Annotated in this window: 14 protein-coding genes and 1 riboswitch; of the genes, 3 read left to right on the top strand and 11 right to left on the bottom strand. The window is 42.7% G+C overall.

Going from position 1 to position 16,075, the window contains the following annotated elements:
- Window positions 1-19: 19 nt before the first annotated feature.
- Window positions 20-877, bottom strand: a complete 858-nt coding sequence (locus tag M1J35_RS15065) for a CvfB family protein (protein ID WP_254651624.1) — start codon at window positions 875-877, stop codon at window positions 20-22.
- A 215-nt stretch (window positions 878-1,092) separates the two neighbouring features.
- Window positions 1,093-1,193: riboswitch (purine riboswitch) on the top strand.
- An 86-nt stretch (window positions 1,194-1,279) separates the two neighbouring features.
- Here M1J35_RS15065 and M1J35_RS15070 point away from each other — a divergent pair.
- Complete coding sequence (locus M1J35_RS15070) at window positions 1,280-2,572, top strand: NCS2 family permease (RefSeq protein ID WP_061809891.1); 1,293 nt, start codon at window positions 1,280-1,282, stop codon at window positions 2,570-2,572.
- Window positions 2,573-3,094: 522 nt separating this feature from the next.
- Here the strand turns inward: M1J35_RS15070 and M1J35_RS15075 are convergent.
- Window positions 3,095-4,309, bottom strand: coding sequence for an MFS transporter (locus M1J35_RS15075; protein WP_254651625.1), 1,215 nt, complete (start codon window positions 4,307-4,309; stop codon window positions 3,095-3,097).
- A gap of 115 nt (window positions 4,310-4,424) precedes the next feature.
- Window positions 4,425-4,940, bottom strand: a complete 516-nt coding sequence (locus M1J35_RS15080) for a YhcN/YlaJ family sporulation lipoprotein (RefSeq protein ID WP_224519822.1) — start codon at window positions 4,938-4,940, stop codon at window positions 4,425-4,427.
- A 136-nt stretch (window positions 4,941-5,076) separates the two neighbouring features.
- Here M1J35_RS15080 and M1J35_RS15085 point away from each other — a divergent pair, with 136 nt between their 5' ends.
- A complete protein-coding gene (locus tag M1J35_RS15085) occupies window positions 5,077-5,805 on the top strand; it encodes a ZIP family metal transporter (protein ID WP_254651626.1) in 729 nt (242 codons plus the stop codon).
- 62 nt (window positions 5,806-5,867) lie between these two features.
- Here the strand turns inward: M1J35_RS15085 and M1J35_RS15090 are convergent, their stop codons facing one another.
- The 3 genes from M1J35_RS15090 to M1J35_RS15100 all read right to left on the bottom strand — a co-directional run bounded on the left by M1J35_RS15090 (window position 5,868) and on the right by M1J35_RS15100 (window position 9,079).
- Window positions 5,868-7,799, bottom strand: a complete 1,932-nt coding sequence (locus tag M1J35_RS15090) for an endonuclease MutS2 (protein ID WP_254651627.1) — start codon at window positions 7,797-7,799, stop codon at window positions 5,868-5,870.
- Between the two features lie 425 nt (window positions 7,800-8,224).
- On the bottom strand, window positions 8,225-8,653 hold the full coding sequence (locus tag M1J35_RS15095; protein WP_254651628.1) for a DUF4395 domain-containing protein: 429 nt from the start codon (window positions 8,651-8,653) through the stop codon (window positions 8,225-8,227).
- Window positions 8,654-8,800: 147 nt separating this feature from the next.
- On the bottom strand, window positions 8,801-9,079 hold the full coding sequence (locus tag M1J35_RS15100; protein WP_254651629.1) for a YkvA family protein: 279 nt from the start codon (window positions 9,077-9,079) through the stop codon (window positions 8,801-8,803).
- A 384-nt stretch (window positions 9,080-9,463) separates the two neighbouring features.
- On the opposite strand from M1J35_RS15100, the gene M1J35_RS15105 reads away from it, so the two are divergent.
- Entirely contained in the window at window positions 9,464-11,065 is a 1,602-nt protein-coding gene (locus tag M1J35_RS15105) for an ABC-F family ATP-binding cassette domain-containing protein (protein WP_034758938.1), read from the top strand.
- A 68-nt stretch (window positions 11,066-11,133) separates the two neighbouring features.
- Here the strand turns inward: M1J35_RS15105 and recQ are convergent, their stop codons facing one another.
- The 5 genes from recQ to M1J35_RS15125 form a co-directional block, all read right to left on the bottom strand.
- Window positions 11,134-13,263, bottom strand: a complete 2,130-nt coding sequence (gene recQ, locus M1J35_RS15110) for a DNA helicase RecQ (protein WP_254651630.1) — start codon at window positions 13,261-13,263, stop codon at window positions 11,134-11,136.
- Window positions 13,264-13,394: 131 nt separating this feature from the next.
- The gene (locus tag M1J35_RS15115) at window positions 13,395-14,996 is read right to left on the bottom strand and encodes an amidohydrolase (RefSeq protein ID WP_254651631.1); all 1,602 of its coding nucleotides are present in this window, start codon (window positions 14,994-14,996) and stop codon (window positions 13,395-13,397) included.
- A gap of 111 nt (window positions 14,997-15,107) precedes the next feature.
- The gene (locus M1J35_RS22705; protein WP_256503879.1) at window positions 15,108-15,242 is read right to left on the bottom strand and encodes a hypothetical protein; all 135 of its coding nucleotides are present in this window, start codon (window positions 15,240-15,242) and stop codon (window positions 15,108-15,110) included.
- A 143-nt stretch (window positions 15,243-15,385) separates the two neighbouring features.
- The gene (locus M1J35_RS15120) at window positions 15,386-15,601 is read right to left on the bottom strand and encodes a cold-inducible protein YdjO-related protein (RefSeq protein WP_034758928.1); all 216 of its coding nucleotides are present in this window, start codon (window positions 15,599-15,601) and stop codon (window positions 15,386-15,388) included.
- 218 nt (window positions 15,602-15,819) lie between these two features.
- A complete protein-coding gene (locus tag M1J35_RS15125; protein ID WP_094075162.1) occupies window positions 15,820-15,951 on the bottom strand; it encodes a YuzL family protein in 132 nt (43 codons plus the stop codon).
- Window positions 15,952-16,075 lie beyond the last annotated feature (124 nt).

A 16,075-nucleotide genomic window follows, 5' to 3' on the forward strand; every position in this document is an offset into this window, starting at 1 on the left:
TTCTTCTTGTGGAGATTGATTATTTCTTAAGATACGTCCATCCCTCTTCTTGATACACTTTATCTTCTTTCATCAATTTTCCCAGCGCCCTTTTAAAAGCCGCTTTACTCATATTGAAACGATCTTTGATTTCCTCCGGCTGGCTCTTATCCCAAAATGGTATCGCACCGTTCCGAACTGCCAGATACTCAAGGATGACTTCAGCATCATTCAGCATTTTATCCTGCTTCAATGGTAAGAACGAAACATTCAGGTTTCCGTCATCCTTCACGTCGATGACTCTGCCTTCAACCAGTTCACCGAGCCTTGGCTCCGCTTTACGCTCATTCATGTGAACAAAACATCGATATCCTTGTTCAGATAAGAAGAAGGTTCCTACCCTCAGAAGTCGATACACCCGTCCCTGTACTTTAGCATTCATCATTTCAGCAGAAGCTCTTCTTGACACCTGTTCAATGATATTTTCAGTGGCCAATCTTCCGTATAAACGGTCTTGTTTATCACGATTCAAGGTAAGGAACAGCTGATCGCCAGGATTCGGCCAAAGCTCCTGAAATTTCGGAAGGTCATCAGATGACACCAAAATATCCTTGGGCAGACCAATATTCACAAATACGCCTAAATCTTCCCGCTTATCGACGACTTCTGCCCAACCGTATGCACCGACCTGCACCTTCGGGATTCTCATAGTCGCCGTCAAGCGCACGTCCTTATCATGATAAAGAAATACTTTAACCGTATCTCCCTCTTGGATTTCTTCTGTTATTTCAGAGTGATGCAGAAGTACACGATCGATATCATTCGTTAGAAAGAAACCGTATGGCACTTCGTGATCAACGTATAAATCCTCTACTGTACCTGGTTTTAAAGAAGACATTATATTTATTCCTCCAATATTCATTCACGTATTAACTTACGTTTTCTCTACTCATTGTTTGTATTCACTAAATATAGCTTTTTTCAGGAATGATGTATAGGGCGTATGCAATTTTTAATAATAAATCATCAATTTAGAAAATAATGAATTCACGAACTTTTACCGGTTCCATTGACCGGAGGATAGTCAGTTGTTATGATTCTCCTAATTCAATTATACCAAATATAGATGCACCTTGTATAAGTTCAAGAATATGGCTTGAACGTTTCTACCAGCTACCTTAAATGGCTTGTCTACAAGATAAAGTAAGACCAATGGAATTATTTTATCCTGTAGATACACTCTGGTTGATTCAGTCACCGGAGTTTTTTTATTTTATCTTATCTACACGGAGGGTTATGTATGAAAACATTCTTTCAATTTGATGAAAGAGGGACAAATTATAGAAGAGAAACGTTAGCAGGTGTAACAACTTTCCTATCAATGGCTTATATTCTGGTTGTGAACCCCATCATCCTAAGTCAGGCCGGAATGGACAAAGGGGCATTATTCACAGCCACTGCCCTGTCAGCGATTGTCGGATCCCTGTTAATCGGTCTACTGGCTAACTTTCCGATCGGGATCGCCCCCAGCATGGGACTTAACTCGTTCTTTACGTTTTCGGTATGCATCGGAATGGGAGTCGACTGGGAAATCGCCCTGACAGGAGTATTTATTGCTGGTATCATCTTTATGATTTTAAGTGTGATGAAGATCCGTGAAAAAATCATCAATGTCATCCCCCAGGATTTAAAATTCGCCATTGCCGGCGGCATCGGCTTTTTCGTAGCATTCATAGGTTTTAAAAATGCGGGACTCGTCGTTGCCAACCCTGAAACATTTGTGTCGATCGGGAACCTTTCTTCCCCTCCGACACTACTTGCTGTGTTTGGTTTTATCATTACCCTGATGATGTTGGTAAAGGGAATTAAAGGCGGAATATTCTATGGGATGGTTGCAACGACCATCATCGGGATGGTCACGGGGCAAATCTCAGTGCCTCATTCCATTATTGGCGGAGTCCCTAGTCTCGAGCCGACATTCGGAGTGGTATTCAACCATTTAGGGGATATATTCACTCTTGAAATCATGGCGGTGATCTTTACCTTTCTGTTTGTGGCTTTCTTTGATACGGCAGGTGCCTTGATTGCGGTTGCCAGTCAAGCAGGGATCATGAAGGATAATCAGATCCCGAACGCTGGCCGTGCTCTCCTGGCTGACTCTGCATCGGGAGTGGCAGGAGCGATATTCGGAACCTCAACAACAGCATCATTCGTCGAGTCCTCTGCCGGAGTGGCCGTCGGGGGAAGAACCGGATTCACGTCTATCGTGATTGCCATCTGTTTCTCCGTCGCCCTGTTCTTTTCCCCCATCTTATCGGTCATCACTCCAGAAGTGACTGCCCCTGCACTTATCATTGTCGGTGCATTGATGGCTACGGAAGTCAGACATATCAATTGGAATCGACTTGAAGTGGTCATTCCTTCTTTTGTGACGATTATTATGATGCCTTTAACCTTCAGTGTTGCAACGGGAATCGCATTAGGCTTCATTCTTTATCCTTTTGCGATGATTTCATTGAAAAAGTGGAAGGAAGTTCATCCAATCATGTACATCCTTTGTGGATTATTCATCATTTACTTTGCTTTTTCTTAAAGTTTATTTTTGTAAACTTTGTGCTTCTGAACAAGCGTGTAGTGGTTGATTTCCGCTCCAGGTGCTCGCTTTCCGCGGGGCGTGAGTTGAGCCTCCTCGGGCTTTGCTCTGCGGGGTCTCAACTTTCCCGCGTTTCCCGCAGGAGTCGAGCACCTTCCGCTCCAATCAACATTCCAAGCGTGCGTTTTTACCTACTATTAGATATAAAGACAAGCAAAAAAAATCCGAACGAATTCGAAATTCTTTATTGAATATCGAAATTCGTTCGGATTTTTGTTTTTGTTAAAACATATAAAGTGTATTTAAACGGTTCTAGCTGTTGATTGGAGTGCAAGACGGAGACTCCTACGGGAAAAGCGGAATAGGTAAGACCCCGCAGGAGCGTCAGTGACGAGAAGGCTAGCCGAACGCCCGAGGAAAGCGAAGTCTTGCACGGAAATCAACAGCGGTGTAACAAGAGATCCAAACCAAATTACCTTTTTATGTCTTAAAACATGGATTTAGTTAGGTCCAAACCTTTTGTTATTTATGAAAGTTTCTTACTGCTTCATCTGAGGGGAGGAAGAATGTCATCATCCCGAGCAGAGGAAGGAAGCTGCATAGGATCATGACGAATCGGATGGTGTAAAGATCGGCCAGTCCTCCAAAGATGACTGCTCCGACAGCTCCCATGCCGAATGCCAAACCAACGGTCAAACCGGAGACCATCCCGATTTTACTTGGCATCAGTTCTTGTGCATATACCACGATGACACTGAAACTTGACGATAAAATAAAGCCGATACAAAAAATGAACGGAAAGACAACGGAGAGCGGTAAATAAGGTAGTGCAAGGGTCAGAGGTGCAGCTCCGAGCATAGAAAAGAAGATGATGTTCCTCTTTCCGAAACGATCGGCAAGCGGCCCACCCAAGAAGGTTCCCAAGACTCCTGCAAACATAAAGGCAAATATGTAGGCCTGGGCCTTTTTAATGGTAAGACCGTAGTCCTCGATCAAGTAAAACTGGTAATAATTTGATAACCCTGCTCCGTACCATGACCTTGCAAACACAAGGAATACAACAAACACCATCGCCCACTTGATTTTCGAGTTAATTGGGGTTTTTCTTCCCTCTTCATTCTTTTTCCTCTTGCTTCTTTCATTGAAACGCAATTGATCTGAATACCAATTAGAGACCCTGAACAAGACAAGAACTCCAATAATGGCCACGATCGTAAACCATAAAGCACCTATCTGACCAAAAGGGACAAAGACAAAGGCAGTAATCAACGGCGCAAGCGCCTGGCCGGTATTTCCACCCACCTGATAGATCGACTGAGCCAGTCCCCTTCGATTTCCGGCAGCCATGTAAGCCACCCTTGATCCTTCAGGATGGAAAATGGCAGAACCGAATCCGATAAATAATACAGAAACGATGATCCATATGAAATGACCTGAGAGGGAAAAACCAATCAACCCTGCTAAGCTGGACAACATCCCCAATGGAAGCAGGTACGGCTTTGAACGTATATCGGCATAAAACCCGAAGACCGGCTGCAATAAAGAAGACGTCATATTGAGTGAGAAGGCAATCCAGCCGATTTGCATATAACTCAGTCCCAATGACTTCTCAATGATCGGGAACATAGCAGGTACAACAGCCTGGAGTGTGTCATTGATAAAATGACCCGAACTGATGGCTAACAGAATTCCATATATAGTAGGATTCACGGCCGTTTTGGATGCTGTCTGGGCCATGTCCATCTCTCCCTTCCATTTATTTCGTCACTCTAAATAGTATACTGAATCATTCGAACATTTCCTATGGGTAAATAAAAAAAGCCGAAACTGAGTTCGACTTTTTCCACTTGCATTATCCTCTGTTCGGGAATACTCGTTTCACCATATCGGCTATCTCTTCACCAAATCCTTCAATCGGTTTCCCATTTCTGGCTTTATCGGCATATCCTCTCATGCGGTCTACGAAATCAGGATTTGTTGACACGTACACATTATTGATACTGCCATTTTCTTTTTTCACTTGATCCGAGATTTTCTTTTCCAATTCCTTTGAAACATTTCCATTCTTATCGTCTTCTAATACAGCAGCAACATATGCGTTTTGATCAGTCGTCAGCACATAAGCACTTCTCACTTCTTTAAGTTCTGCCACTTTCCCCGCTTCTCTGTCAGCAAGTGAGTAATTTTCTCTCATCATCCCGTCATTCACATAATCCCGGTTCGCCTGATCATTCTTGTAGTTCACTCTCTCCAGGTTACGGTTGTTCATTTGCTGTCCTTCTTCATTCATGTTATTGCTTGTGCCGCACCCGGCAGCAGTGATCATGAACATCAATCCAATAGTTGTAATCAATAGATATTTTTTCATTTCTTTGCCTCCTAAAATTTATTCAGTCTTACTTTCCCCAGGGCTCCCTAGTTCTATACAAGGAATCGGTTTACGTTTAATCATTTACTACATTAGGGAAAACTCGATATGAAAACGATTTAGGGAGGTAGGATCATTGTTCCAGGCAGCTTTGTGGGGAGGGGTAGCCAGTCTCTCCCTCTTAATCGGGGCGTTCATGGCAATATTTTTTCATATACCAAAAAAAGTGGTAGCGTTTATTATGGCCTTAGGTACTGGCCTGATCATCGGATCCGCTACTTTTGATCTCTTAAGTGAAGCAGAAGGAAAAGCGGATTTGGTTTACCTCATTTCCATGTTCCTTCTGGGTGCCCTCATTTTTACATTATTTGAAATGTTCATTTCTATAAAAGGTGGAAGCGAAAGAAAACGGTCGAAGAAGAATCCCCATGGCCACTCGGGGCTTGCCATTTATGTCGGTACCATCATGGATGCGATACCCGAATCCATCATCATCGGCGTCAGCTTTATTGAAAGTCAATCCATGCAATGGGTCTTCATCATCGCTATATTCATCAGTAATTTGCCTGAATCATTATCGAGCAGTATAGGGTTAAAGCTCGATCATTACAGCACGAAGAAAATCCTTTATTTATGGGGAAGTGTCGTCATCCTTTCTTCCTTCAGTTCTTTGCTTGGGTATACATTACTGCAGAATGCCCCTGAAAGCACTTCATACATTATCGGAGCGTTCGGGGCCGGGGGGCTGCTCGCTATGGCGTCTTCAACGATGATGCCGGAAGCATATGAGGAAGGCGGACCCATTGTCGGTTTCCTTTCATCCCTGGGAATCATCCTTTCCTTTGTACTGACACATATGTCATAGGTGTTAGAAGCATGCATCAGAAAAAAACGTACTCAAGTTCAACCCTGAGTACGTTTCTTCAATTATTCTTCATGATCAATGGTCAAGCCTTCTACAAATCGTTTTCCCATGAGCTTATCCTTTTTACGATTTTCTTTGCTATTGAAGATAATATCGAAATCATATTCCTCTGGATACAATTCCTTGGCGGATACATACAGACGGAGCCGTTTATGACTCACAGATCTTTTTTCCCCTTTGATCTGTACGGTGTAATTCCCTATACCATCAGGGCCTTCATAGACAATGCCAAATTCTCCTTCTGGGGAGATCTGGACATTATCTCCTTTGGCAAAGGAGATGATGCTTCTGGTTTGTTTCTGGATTTTTCCGTGATTCCTTTTTTTATGCTTGTTAACGATCATTTGTTTCTCCATTTCCTTTTTTTCACTGTAGTCGATTTCTCCAAGACTATATGTTTTCTTCTGCTTATAGGTGATTTCATGTGCTTTTTCAATGATCTCTGGGTGCACTCCAAGCTTCAATGCAATGGAAAATGCCTGACTATCCCCACCCTGACCAACAATCAGTTTATACGTTGGCTGCAAGGTGTCGATGTTAAACTCCATACTGCCATTCATAAAGCCTTCATGCTCCCCTGCAAAATGTTTGATCTCACTATAGTGAGTAGTGGCAATAAGCGTGGCACCCTTTTCATATAATTGATCCAGGATAGCCGTGGCAAGACCCATTCCCTCCATAGGATCTGTACCGGAGCCGAGTTCATCCAACAGGACAAGTGACCGGTCGTTTGTATCCTTTAGTATACTGACGATATTTTTTATATGAGAACTGAATGTACTCAAGTTTTGTTGAAGGCTCTGCCCATCCCCGATGTCCAGGAGTATTTGTTGATATATACTGATTTCACTTCCCTCGGCAGCTGGAATATGCAAACCGCACTGGGTCATGAGGGTGAGGAGCCCCACCGTCTTTATGGTTACGGTTTTCCCTCCGGTGTTGGGGCCGGTGATGACCAATGCATAAAATCCCTCCCCCATCTTAATCGATAGCGGGACTGCCTGTTTCCCGAGCAGAGGATGAACCGCATTGATCAAGTGAATCCTCTGTTCTTCATTTACAATCGCCTTCACTCCATCATAGGCGCGACTATATTTTGCTTTGGCGAATAATACATCATAGTGGACCATCGTTTCAACCGCAAGTCTTAGTTGTGGCTCGTATGTTTGCACCATTCCAGTCAATGTCCATAGAATATTTTCAACTTCATGATCTTCTTCGAATTTTAGAGTGAGGAGCTGATCCTGTTGTTTGCTCAACTCCTCCGGCTCGATATACAGGGTTGAACCCGAGGCTGAAGAATCCAGAACGGTCCCTTTCATCTTCCCCCTGAATTCTTTCTTGATGGGAATGACATATCGCCCGTTCCGCTGACTAACAATCGCTTCTTGTAGAAATGATTTATACTTAGCCGATTTTACAATCGATTGTACTTTATCCTTTAGCCGTTCTTCCTGGATTCCCGCCTGCTTTCGAATCCTCAACAATTCTTTACTCGCATAATCATCGACTCTGCCATTCCTGATGCATCGGTTGATTTCCTCTCCGAGATTGGGGATCTCTTCAATGGAATAAACATAGGAAGAAACCCTCGGTGCGAGCCATTGTTTATCCTCCATATATTTTTTCAGCTTTTTACATGCATCGAGAAAATAATATAAACTTGTAAGCTGATCCGGCCTCAAGGGAACACCTTTATTTAGATTCCCCATGATATTCTCCACCCCGTCTAATGCGTGGATAGGTACACTGGCACTTTTCTTTAAGATGTTTACAGCTTCTGTCACCTCATCAAGGCGCATTTCAATTTGACGGATATTTGTGGATGGCCGTAACTTCCACAATTCCTTTTTACCTTCTTCCGTCAGAGCAAATCCCATTAATTCTTCTTTCACTGAGTTAAACTCAAGTGTTTGAAACGTTTTTTCATTCATTTCATTTCCCTCCGAATATACAAAAATAGACCACAACGAACAATGTCCATCGTGGTCTCCCTTCACTCGTATACAATCCTCCCCATCATAATAGCGCACGTGTAAACGCAAAACAGCCTCCCGATCACCTACGTGAAAAGAAGTCCTCATTTCCGGAATTATGCACAAAAAAAGAGCTGTGCACAAAGACACAGCTCTCCTGATTAAGGGTTGAGTATGCTATGACCATTGTTCTTAACTACATTTTGAAGGCACAGGTAAATAAGCTTATTCAGTAGCCTGAATTAAAAGGCCACTGCCTGCAAAATGTCCGTATTCATTTCACGGTTAGTTAAGAACGACACCTAACATATTTCATACTCCCTTTGTATACACTATTTAAATTCAACATTAGTTTACGACGTATTCCATCTATTGTCAATAGGTTACTGTAATGAACGTTTATATTGGAACCTTTTCCATTGAAAGCGGATGAAACATCCTATGCAGAATCCTGCAAGTGCGACGGACGCAGCCACAAAGACCATTCCTGAGAAGAGATAAACCCCCGTATTCCATCCTGCCAGACTACTTATGATGGAGCCTCCCAGACAGCTGACTGCAATGATATTGTTGAACCGTTGCTGCTCAGCGTCTTCCGGTGGATACGCGGAAGGTTCTTTCTTTAAGAAAAGCTTCCCTGCCTGCATGACGGGATTATACTTAAAAAGTAAAGCTGAAATTCCGACCAAGAACGGAAGCAGCAAGAAAAATTCTATCTGGGACAACCATGAAAGAGCAACAGTTGTTACGATGAGCCATTGATTCAACTGAACTAATGGTTTTGGTATTGAATTGGCTGGAGCTGTACTCATATTAATTCATACCTTTCTGATTGGAATTAGTGTAATTATAGTGTATGGGATAGAGATGAAAAAATCAAAAGAAAAAACCGAAACCGGCTGCCCATTTTTGGCCGGTTTCGGTTTTCACTATACGGACGAAACGTTTGATCATTTCTGTCATTTCTTCAACTCATATTTATTTTGTAACTCTAGAGGAGCCATCTTTACCATCAGTTGAAGAATGAAGGTAAACACCGCCAGATCATCGACAATCCCCAGCACTAAGAACACATCCGGGATCAAGTCCAACGGCAGCCAGATATAAAATGCAACCAACCCCACCGATAAACCCTTCTTCACCGCGGAAACATCACTGGAACGAAAAAAATCAACCAAAAACGGAACCGATCTACGAACATTAAACAGAAACCGCACCCGCTTCACAAACCTTATCATCACATCATCACCTGTTTGTTTTTTTCGTTATCATAGCACACAAACCAACAGGAAGTATCATTTCCTACAGAGCATCGATTTTTGGCTCATTCGAGGGAAACGAACGTTTCCCTCGCCTTTCAGCAAAAGCTGAAAGGTCCCCACGTGACACAAAGGCCCGGGCAAAAATGCATTTGTGCCCGGGCCTTTGTGTCACGTGGGGAAATGAGACAAAAATCCACCCCCATACAAAATCCCATATGAACCCCTTTCTCTTTCTTCCAATCCTTTCTCCCCTTATGTAAATACCCCGTAAATTTATCACTGTTCCTGCTAACACTCTATCTTTTTAGCATACTTGCGTGTTATAATCTTTTAGATTGAGTATTAGGAGGTATTTCACATATGATTCAGGTATCAGATGTAAGCTTACGTTTTGGTGATAGAAAGCTATTCGAAGACGTGAATATAAAGTTTAATCCAGGGAATTGCTACGGACTTATCGGAGCAAACGGTGCTGGTAAATCAACATTCTTAAAGATTCTTTCAGGAGAAATCGAAGCACAGACCGGCCATGTATCCATGGGGTCAGGAGAGCGACTTGCTGTCTTAAAGCAGGATCACTTCGAATATGAAGAATATGAAGTGCTGAAAGTTGTCATAATGGGGCATACCCGTTTATATGAAGTCATGCAGGAAAAAGATGCCATCTACATGAAAGAAGATTTTTCTGATGAAGACGGCATGAGAGCGGCGGAATTAGAAGGTGAATTCGCCGAGCTTAACGGTTGGGAAGCTGAATCAGAAGCAGCCATCCTACTAAAAGGCTTGGGAATCAACGAAGACCTTCACACGAAACAAATGTCCGAACTGACCGGTGGAGAAAAAGTAAAAGTATTACTGGCACAAGCACTATTCGGCAAGCCGGATGTCCTTTTACTCGATGAGCCTACCAACCACTTGGACATCCAGGCGATTCAGTGGTTAGAAGACTTCTTGATCAATTTCGAGAACACGGTCATCGTTGTATCACATGACCGTCACTTCTTAAACAAAGTATGTACGCACATTGCCGACCTTGACTTCGGGAAAATCCAAGTATATGTCGGGAACTATGATTTCTGGTATGAATCCAGTCAATTAGCTCTGAAAATGGCTCAGGATCAGAATAAGAAGAAGGAAGAAAAGATCAAAGAGCTTCAGGCATTCGTTGCCCGGTTCAGTGCAAATGCATCTAAATCGAAACAAGCCACTTCACGTAAAAAATCGTTGGAGAAAATTTCATTGGATGACATCAAACCAAGCTCACGTCGTTATCCATATGTACAATTCAAGCCGGAGCGTGAAATCGGTAACGATGTTCTCCGTGTTGAAGGTCTTACAAAAACGGTTGACGGAGTAAAGGTCTTGAACAATGTTTCCTTTATTCTGAATAAAGAAGACAAAATCGCACTTGTCGGAGCAAATGAAATTGCCAAGACCACTCTTTTCAAAATCCTTGCCGGGGAAATGGAACCCGATAGCGGCACATTCAAGTGGGGAGTGACGACATCCCAAGCTTACTTCCCGAATGAAAACTCCAAGTACTTTGAAGGAAATGAACCTTCCCTTGTGGACTGGTTACGTCAATACTCACCGGAAGATGAGAGTGAGACATTCCTTCGCGGATTCCTGGGTCGCATGCTATTCTCAGGTGAAGAAGTATTAAAGAAACCGAGTGTTCTTTCCGGAGGGGAAAAAGTCCGCTGTATGTTATCGAAGATGATGCTTAGCGGGTCAAACGTCCTTCTGCTTGATGAACCTACCAACCACTTAGATTTGGAGTCCATCACGGCATTGAATAACGGTTTGATCAACTTCAAAGGGGCAATGATTTTCGCATCCCATGACCATCAGTTCATTCAAACAATCGCGAATCGCATTATCGAAATCACCGAAGACGGTGTCATCGATAAAGAAACAACCTATGATGAATTCCTGGAAATGAAAGCTGCCATGAAGGCGTAACAAGGTCTAAACAAAAAAGCAGATGCCGAAAAATCGGTATCTGCTTTTTTTGTTATGTGTGAAAAGGGTTATGAGCTTTGTCCGCTCTTGACTAAGTACCCTTTGATTTGAAAATAGCTGATGTCTTTCGGCAGCTCTTCTTTAATTGGTTTCAACAGGTCCGTCCCTACCTTTGAAACCGCTTCTTCAATCAGGCTCTCCTCTTCATCAGTAAATAGGATGCTCCAATCATCAAGGATGCCTTCCTGATAGGTACGGATGATATGATTTTCAATCGTAGCCGTACTCATACCCCGCTCTTTCGCAATTTCTTTAATTCCTTTGTGATCCTTAAATAAGGCATAGCTGATTAAATAAGATGCCGTTTCAGAATGATTCACCTTCCGTGCAGGCGCAGGTTTGACTGTTTCCACCTGATGTGTTGGATTTTCTTCTAGGAATGCTGAGATTTCCTCTATGAACATTTCTCCATAGCGATCCTTCTTACTTTCCCCCACTCCACTTACCTGAAGAAATTCCTCTGAGGTTTTTGGCAGTTTCACACACATATCCTGTAATGCCTTATCCGAGAAAATGACAAAGGGCGGGACCCCTTCTGATTCTGCAATGGATTTCCGGAGGGCTCTGAGGGTCTGAAATAAACCATCTTCCTTAGGGATAATGGCAGAAACCGTAGGCTGTACCTTTCTGGATACGGTTCTTTCTCCCATCAATACCTCTTTTCCCTTGGATGACACCTTCAGAACGGGAAAACTGCCACCCTCCACCTGAATGATCCCTTCAGAAATCAAATAATCGATGAACAGTCCGACTTCTTTCTGAGATTGATCCTTCATTAATCCATAGGTGGATAACCGGTCAAATCCCCAGTCAAGTATTTTCTTATTCTTTGATCCCGTTAACACTCCACTGATAAGGGAGGTTCCAAACCTCTCATTCATCCTCATCATACAGGATAAGACCATTTGTGCTTCCTTTGTGACATCTTCGGATTCTCTCTCATCCAGGCAATTGCTGCAATGGCCGCAGGCTTCCTCTACGCGCTCCCCGAAATATGTCAGAATGTAGTTCTGTAAACAGGATTCGGTATGAACAAAATCGACCATGTCACGTAATTTCTGCATTTCGTTCTGATGCAATTCCGGATTGATGATATTTTGATCAATGATGTACCGCTGCGTCTGGATATCCTGGGGGGAAAACAATAACACACACTCGCTATCCACTCCATCCCGGCCTGCCCTGCCGGCCTCTTGATAGTATCCTTCCATATTCTTCGGAATTTGATAGTGAATCACGAAACGGACATTCGACTTATTGATTCCCATTCCAAACGCATTGGTCGCTATCATGATCGTAATGGAATCATTCAGGAAAGCTTCCTGCTGTTCCTGCCTTAATATGTCAGAAAGCCCGCCATGATATTTCCCGACGGCTACTCCTTTTTTTTCAAAAAATAGATAAAGGTTTTCCACTTCTTTGCGTGTCGCGCAATAGATTATACCCGAATGCTGCTGATTCTTTTTTACATACCCTTCTACCCAACGCTTTCGATCTTCTCCTTTTACTACCTGGAAAAATAAGTTCGTCCTCTGAAAGCCAGTTAATACTTTGTATTTTTCCGGAATGTGCAGGTGATGAAGGATATCGGATTGCACCTGGGGAGTGGCTGTTGCTGTAAGAGCAAGAATCGCTGGATTTGAACGGAGCTGGTTCACTGCGTTGTAGATTCCTAAATAGCTGGGTCTGAAATCATGTCCCCATTGGGATAAGCAATGGGCTTCGTCTACAGCTACAAGGGGAATGGGCAAGGTATTCAGGAAACGAATAAAACCATACGATTCCAATCGCTCTGGGGCAATATAAACAAGCTTGTATTTCCCTGATGATATCTCTTCCATTCTATTCTCTACTTCACTGTTTGATAGGGTACTATTAATAAAGGTAGCGGGAATGCCTTGATGAACCAATGAATCCACCTGGTCCTTCATCAAGGAGATAAGGGGTGAGATTACCAGGGTCACGCCATCGATCATCAGTGCGGGAATCTGGTAACAAAGTGATTTCCCACCACCAGTGGGCATAATGCCGACTGTGTTTTTTCCGTCTAGTATGTATTGAATGATACTTGCTTGACCATCCCTGAATTCATCATAACCAAAGTATTGCTTTAATACTTTTTTTGCTTCGTTGATCAACTATCTTCCCTCCAAATGATGTCCTTTCCCTATATTGTATTAAAGAAAACGGGAAGTGCCAATAGGAAGTCCAAAGTTCCCAAAAAAAGCCCCTCTCTTACTCTCCGTATTGAGGGGGCGATTCCAAATACTTATAACGAATAGACCTTCTTACCATTATGCCATGTTTCTACAACCCTGATGTTGTTTAATTCATCGCTAGAAACCTCCATGGGATGCCGATCCAGCAGGATGAAATCTGCACGTTCTCCTTCCGAGAGGGTTCCTGAATTATGTGGTTCATTTAATTCGATGATGGTGGGCATGGATGTATATCCCCTATACGCTTCATTCACTGTCAGCTTTTCCTGGGGCTGCCAGCCACCTGATGGATTTCCAGTAAGGTCGGTCCTGTTCACGGCTGCAAACATACCCTCGAAGGGATCAATGGAACCAATAGGCAAGTCCGAGCTTAATGTATAAGGGATTCCCCGATTTACGATACTTTTAAATGCATCGCAGTAGGGAGCAAGATCCTCCCCTACCCATTTTACTTTTTGGTCCCATTCCCCCATCAAGAAAGAAGGCTGAGTTTCAATCGTGGGTTTGAGTTTTTCCAATCGGTATAGTAAGTCCTCCCCCAAGGTTTGAGCATGGATGATCCTGTGATGATACGTATCGGTTCGGGCTTCTTTCTGTTCGAGTGCGGTAATCGCCTGGTCAACCGCTTGATCACCGATGGCATGCATGGCTACCTGCATTCGATTTTCACCTGCCACCCTTACCAACTCATTCAACTCTTCCTGGGTATAGATCAAGATACCGTTTGTATCAGGCTGGTCCTTATAAGGGATCCTCATGGCCGAGGTATGAAGACGTTGAGTCCCATCAAGGAATATCTTTACAGCGCCCACTTTCACGTGTTCTGTTCCTTCGCCTGTCCGTTCTTGATGGCGCTCGAGAAAATCGTGCAGATGCTGTCTTTTAAAGATGTAATGATGTAAATATACTCTGATCGGTAATTCCCCTTCTTCTTCCAACCCGGTATAGGCATTCCACAACCGGTCATAAGAACCAATGAAATTCAGGTCGTCCGTATGAATGGTGGTAATCCCATACTTGAGCATATGAGGAATCCCGTGTTTGATTGCATCCTTGGCATCTTCACTACTTCTGCCCCGGAAATGATGTTTGATGAAGTGTACAGCACTATCCTTGAAACGGCCTGTCCATTCCCCGCTGTCATCTGTTTCTTTGAAAGCATCTGGAATTTCGTTGAATTCCTCTTCATCCTTTAACAAATCCATGACCTTATGATTCACAATGCATTCATGACCGTCCTGATGAAGAAAAAACATATACGTATGTAAATGCAATTCATCCAGATCTTTACCGGTCAAAAGATCATTTCGATCCTTAAACTCACTATCATCAAGGCCTCTTCCTACGACCCAATCCCCATTCTCCATTTCAGGATAATATTCAAGAACTTCCTTTTTCATTTCTTCCCAGCTTGTCACATGTCTAAGGTCGAGTTCCCTCTTCATTAATCCATACCGTAAAAAATGCATGTGTGAATCATGAAATGCCGGGGACAGCACTCTTTCCATCCCATCGACCGTTTCCCCGTTTTCGGTTTTTCTTTCTTCTTCTTTGATCCTGGTTATCCTTCCCTCCTCGATCGTCACACTATACTTCTTAGTCGGGTTGGTATATTCATGACCGTCATATAATCGAACATTCGAAATCTTCACTAGACACTTCCTCCTTAAAGTTGGGTATACTCTTGTTTATACCTCAACCCGATTCGATTAAACGTAAAAAAGCTGTACATGCATAGTCGCATGTACAGCCTCTTCAATGAATCAGAACCATCTTACTGTTTTTTCTTCTTTATTTTCGTCAACTGGTTTGGACAGCTTCCAAAAACCGTCCCATACAGTTTCTTTACGCTCATTTTCAACGGTAGTACTTTTCACTTCTTTCTCTTTCTTGGACATGATGCTCCCTCCTTTAATACATAAATACATTACATACTATTCAAATGTAAAAAAAGAGTTTAATCATTTTTTCGCAATTCTTGAAACAGTTACGATCCGGACAGAAAAAAGAACCAATCCGGGGATTGGTTCTTTACGTTCAATCAGGATGATTTCATTGTTGGATGGGGATTATCCACCACTTGCAATACTTTAGTGGAAGTCACCATATCTTCTTTACAAAGCGGACACTTAGGTGTATCTTCACTCTTGAAATTATCTCTCATCCAGCCCTTACAATCTTCAGCGGAACAAGCCCAAATCTTTGTTTCCTCTGTTTTTATTTCTTCCTCAACTTGATTTCTACGACCAAAAGCCATTGAACGTCCTCCTTTAAGGTAAGTAGGATTTCCTTGCTATGCTTTCTAACAGGAAAATATTGATTGTGGTAATTTATGCTGCAGATAGTATGTGGTCAGTAATAGTACGTTAATAATCGGATAAAATGCATCGATTATTTCCATTATACCATACTTGACTCCATTTTAATATATCAACACGAAAGTATGGGCTTTATGTAAAGATGGAAAGACCCGAATCATTTTTTCTTTTTGTTCCTTGAGGATGGCGCCTTTACTCCACCTGGCATCTCCTGGCTTGTCGTACCTTGCCCTTCTACTTGAGAAGAACCGAGAGTGGCTTTAGATGCATCCTTTTTTCTGTTACTCATCGAAATCACCTCCCTTTCTACCGTTCCCATGAACCTCTTATTTTATGTACATCACAAATAAATTCAATCGGCCCTTTCAATGAGTAAGAAACGGGGACATGGGAAATCTAATCATTAAATTAAG

Origin of the sequence: Rossellomorea sp. KS-H15a, assembly GCF_024195245.1 — a bacterium.
In the GTDB taxonomy this organism is placed as follows: domain Bacteria; phylum Bacillota; class Bacilli; order Bacillales; family Bacillaceae_B; genus Rossellomorea; species Rossellomorea vietnamensis.

Coding starts and splice junctions, on each gene's coding strand:
- M1J35_RS15065 (WP_254651624.1), bottom strand. CDS start 877: ATGTCTTCTTTAAAACCAGGTACAGTAGAGGATTTATACGTTGATCAC.
- M1J35_RS15070 (WP_061809891.1), top strand. CDS start 1,280: ATGAAAACATTCTTTCAATTTGATGAAAGAGGGACAAATTATAGAAGA.
- M1J35_RS15075 (WP_254651625.1), bottom strand. CDS start 4,309: ATGGCCCAGACAGCATCCAAAACGGCCGTGAATCCTACTATATATGGA.
- M1J35_RS15080 (WP_224519822.1), bottom strand. CDS start 4,940: ATGAAAAAATATCTATTGATTACAACTATTGGATTGATGTTCATGATC.
- M1J35_RS15090 (WP_254651627.1), bottom strand. CDS start 7,799: ATGAATGAAAAAACGTTTCAAACACTTGAGTTTAACTCAGTGAAAGAA.
- M1J35_RS15095 (WP_254651628.1), bottom strand. CDS start 8,653: ATGAGTACAGCTCCAGCCAATTCAATACCAAAACCATTAGTTCAGTTG.
- M1J35_RS15100 (WP_254651629.1), bottom strand. CDS start 9,079: ATGATAAGGTTTGTGAAGCGGGTGCGGTTTCTGTTTAATGTTCGTAGA.
- M1J35_RS15105 (WP_034758938.1), top strand. CDS start 9,464: ATGATTCAGGTATCAGATGTAAGCTTACGTTTTGGTGATAGAAAGCTA.
- M1J35_RS22705 (WP_256503879.1), bottom strand. CDS start 15,242: ATGTCCAAGAAAGAGAAAGAAGTGAAAAGTACTACCGTTGAAAATGAG.
- M1J35_RS15120 (WP_034758928.1), bottom strand. CDS start 15,601: ATGGCTTTTGGTCGTAGAAATCAAGTTGAGGAAGAAATAAAAACAGAG.
- M1J35_RS15125 (WP_094075162.1), bottom strand. CDS start 15,951: ATGAGTAACAGAAAAAAGGATGCATCTAAAGCCACTCTCGGTTCTTCT.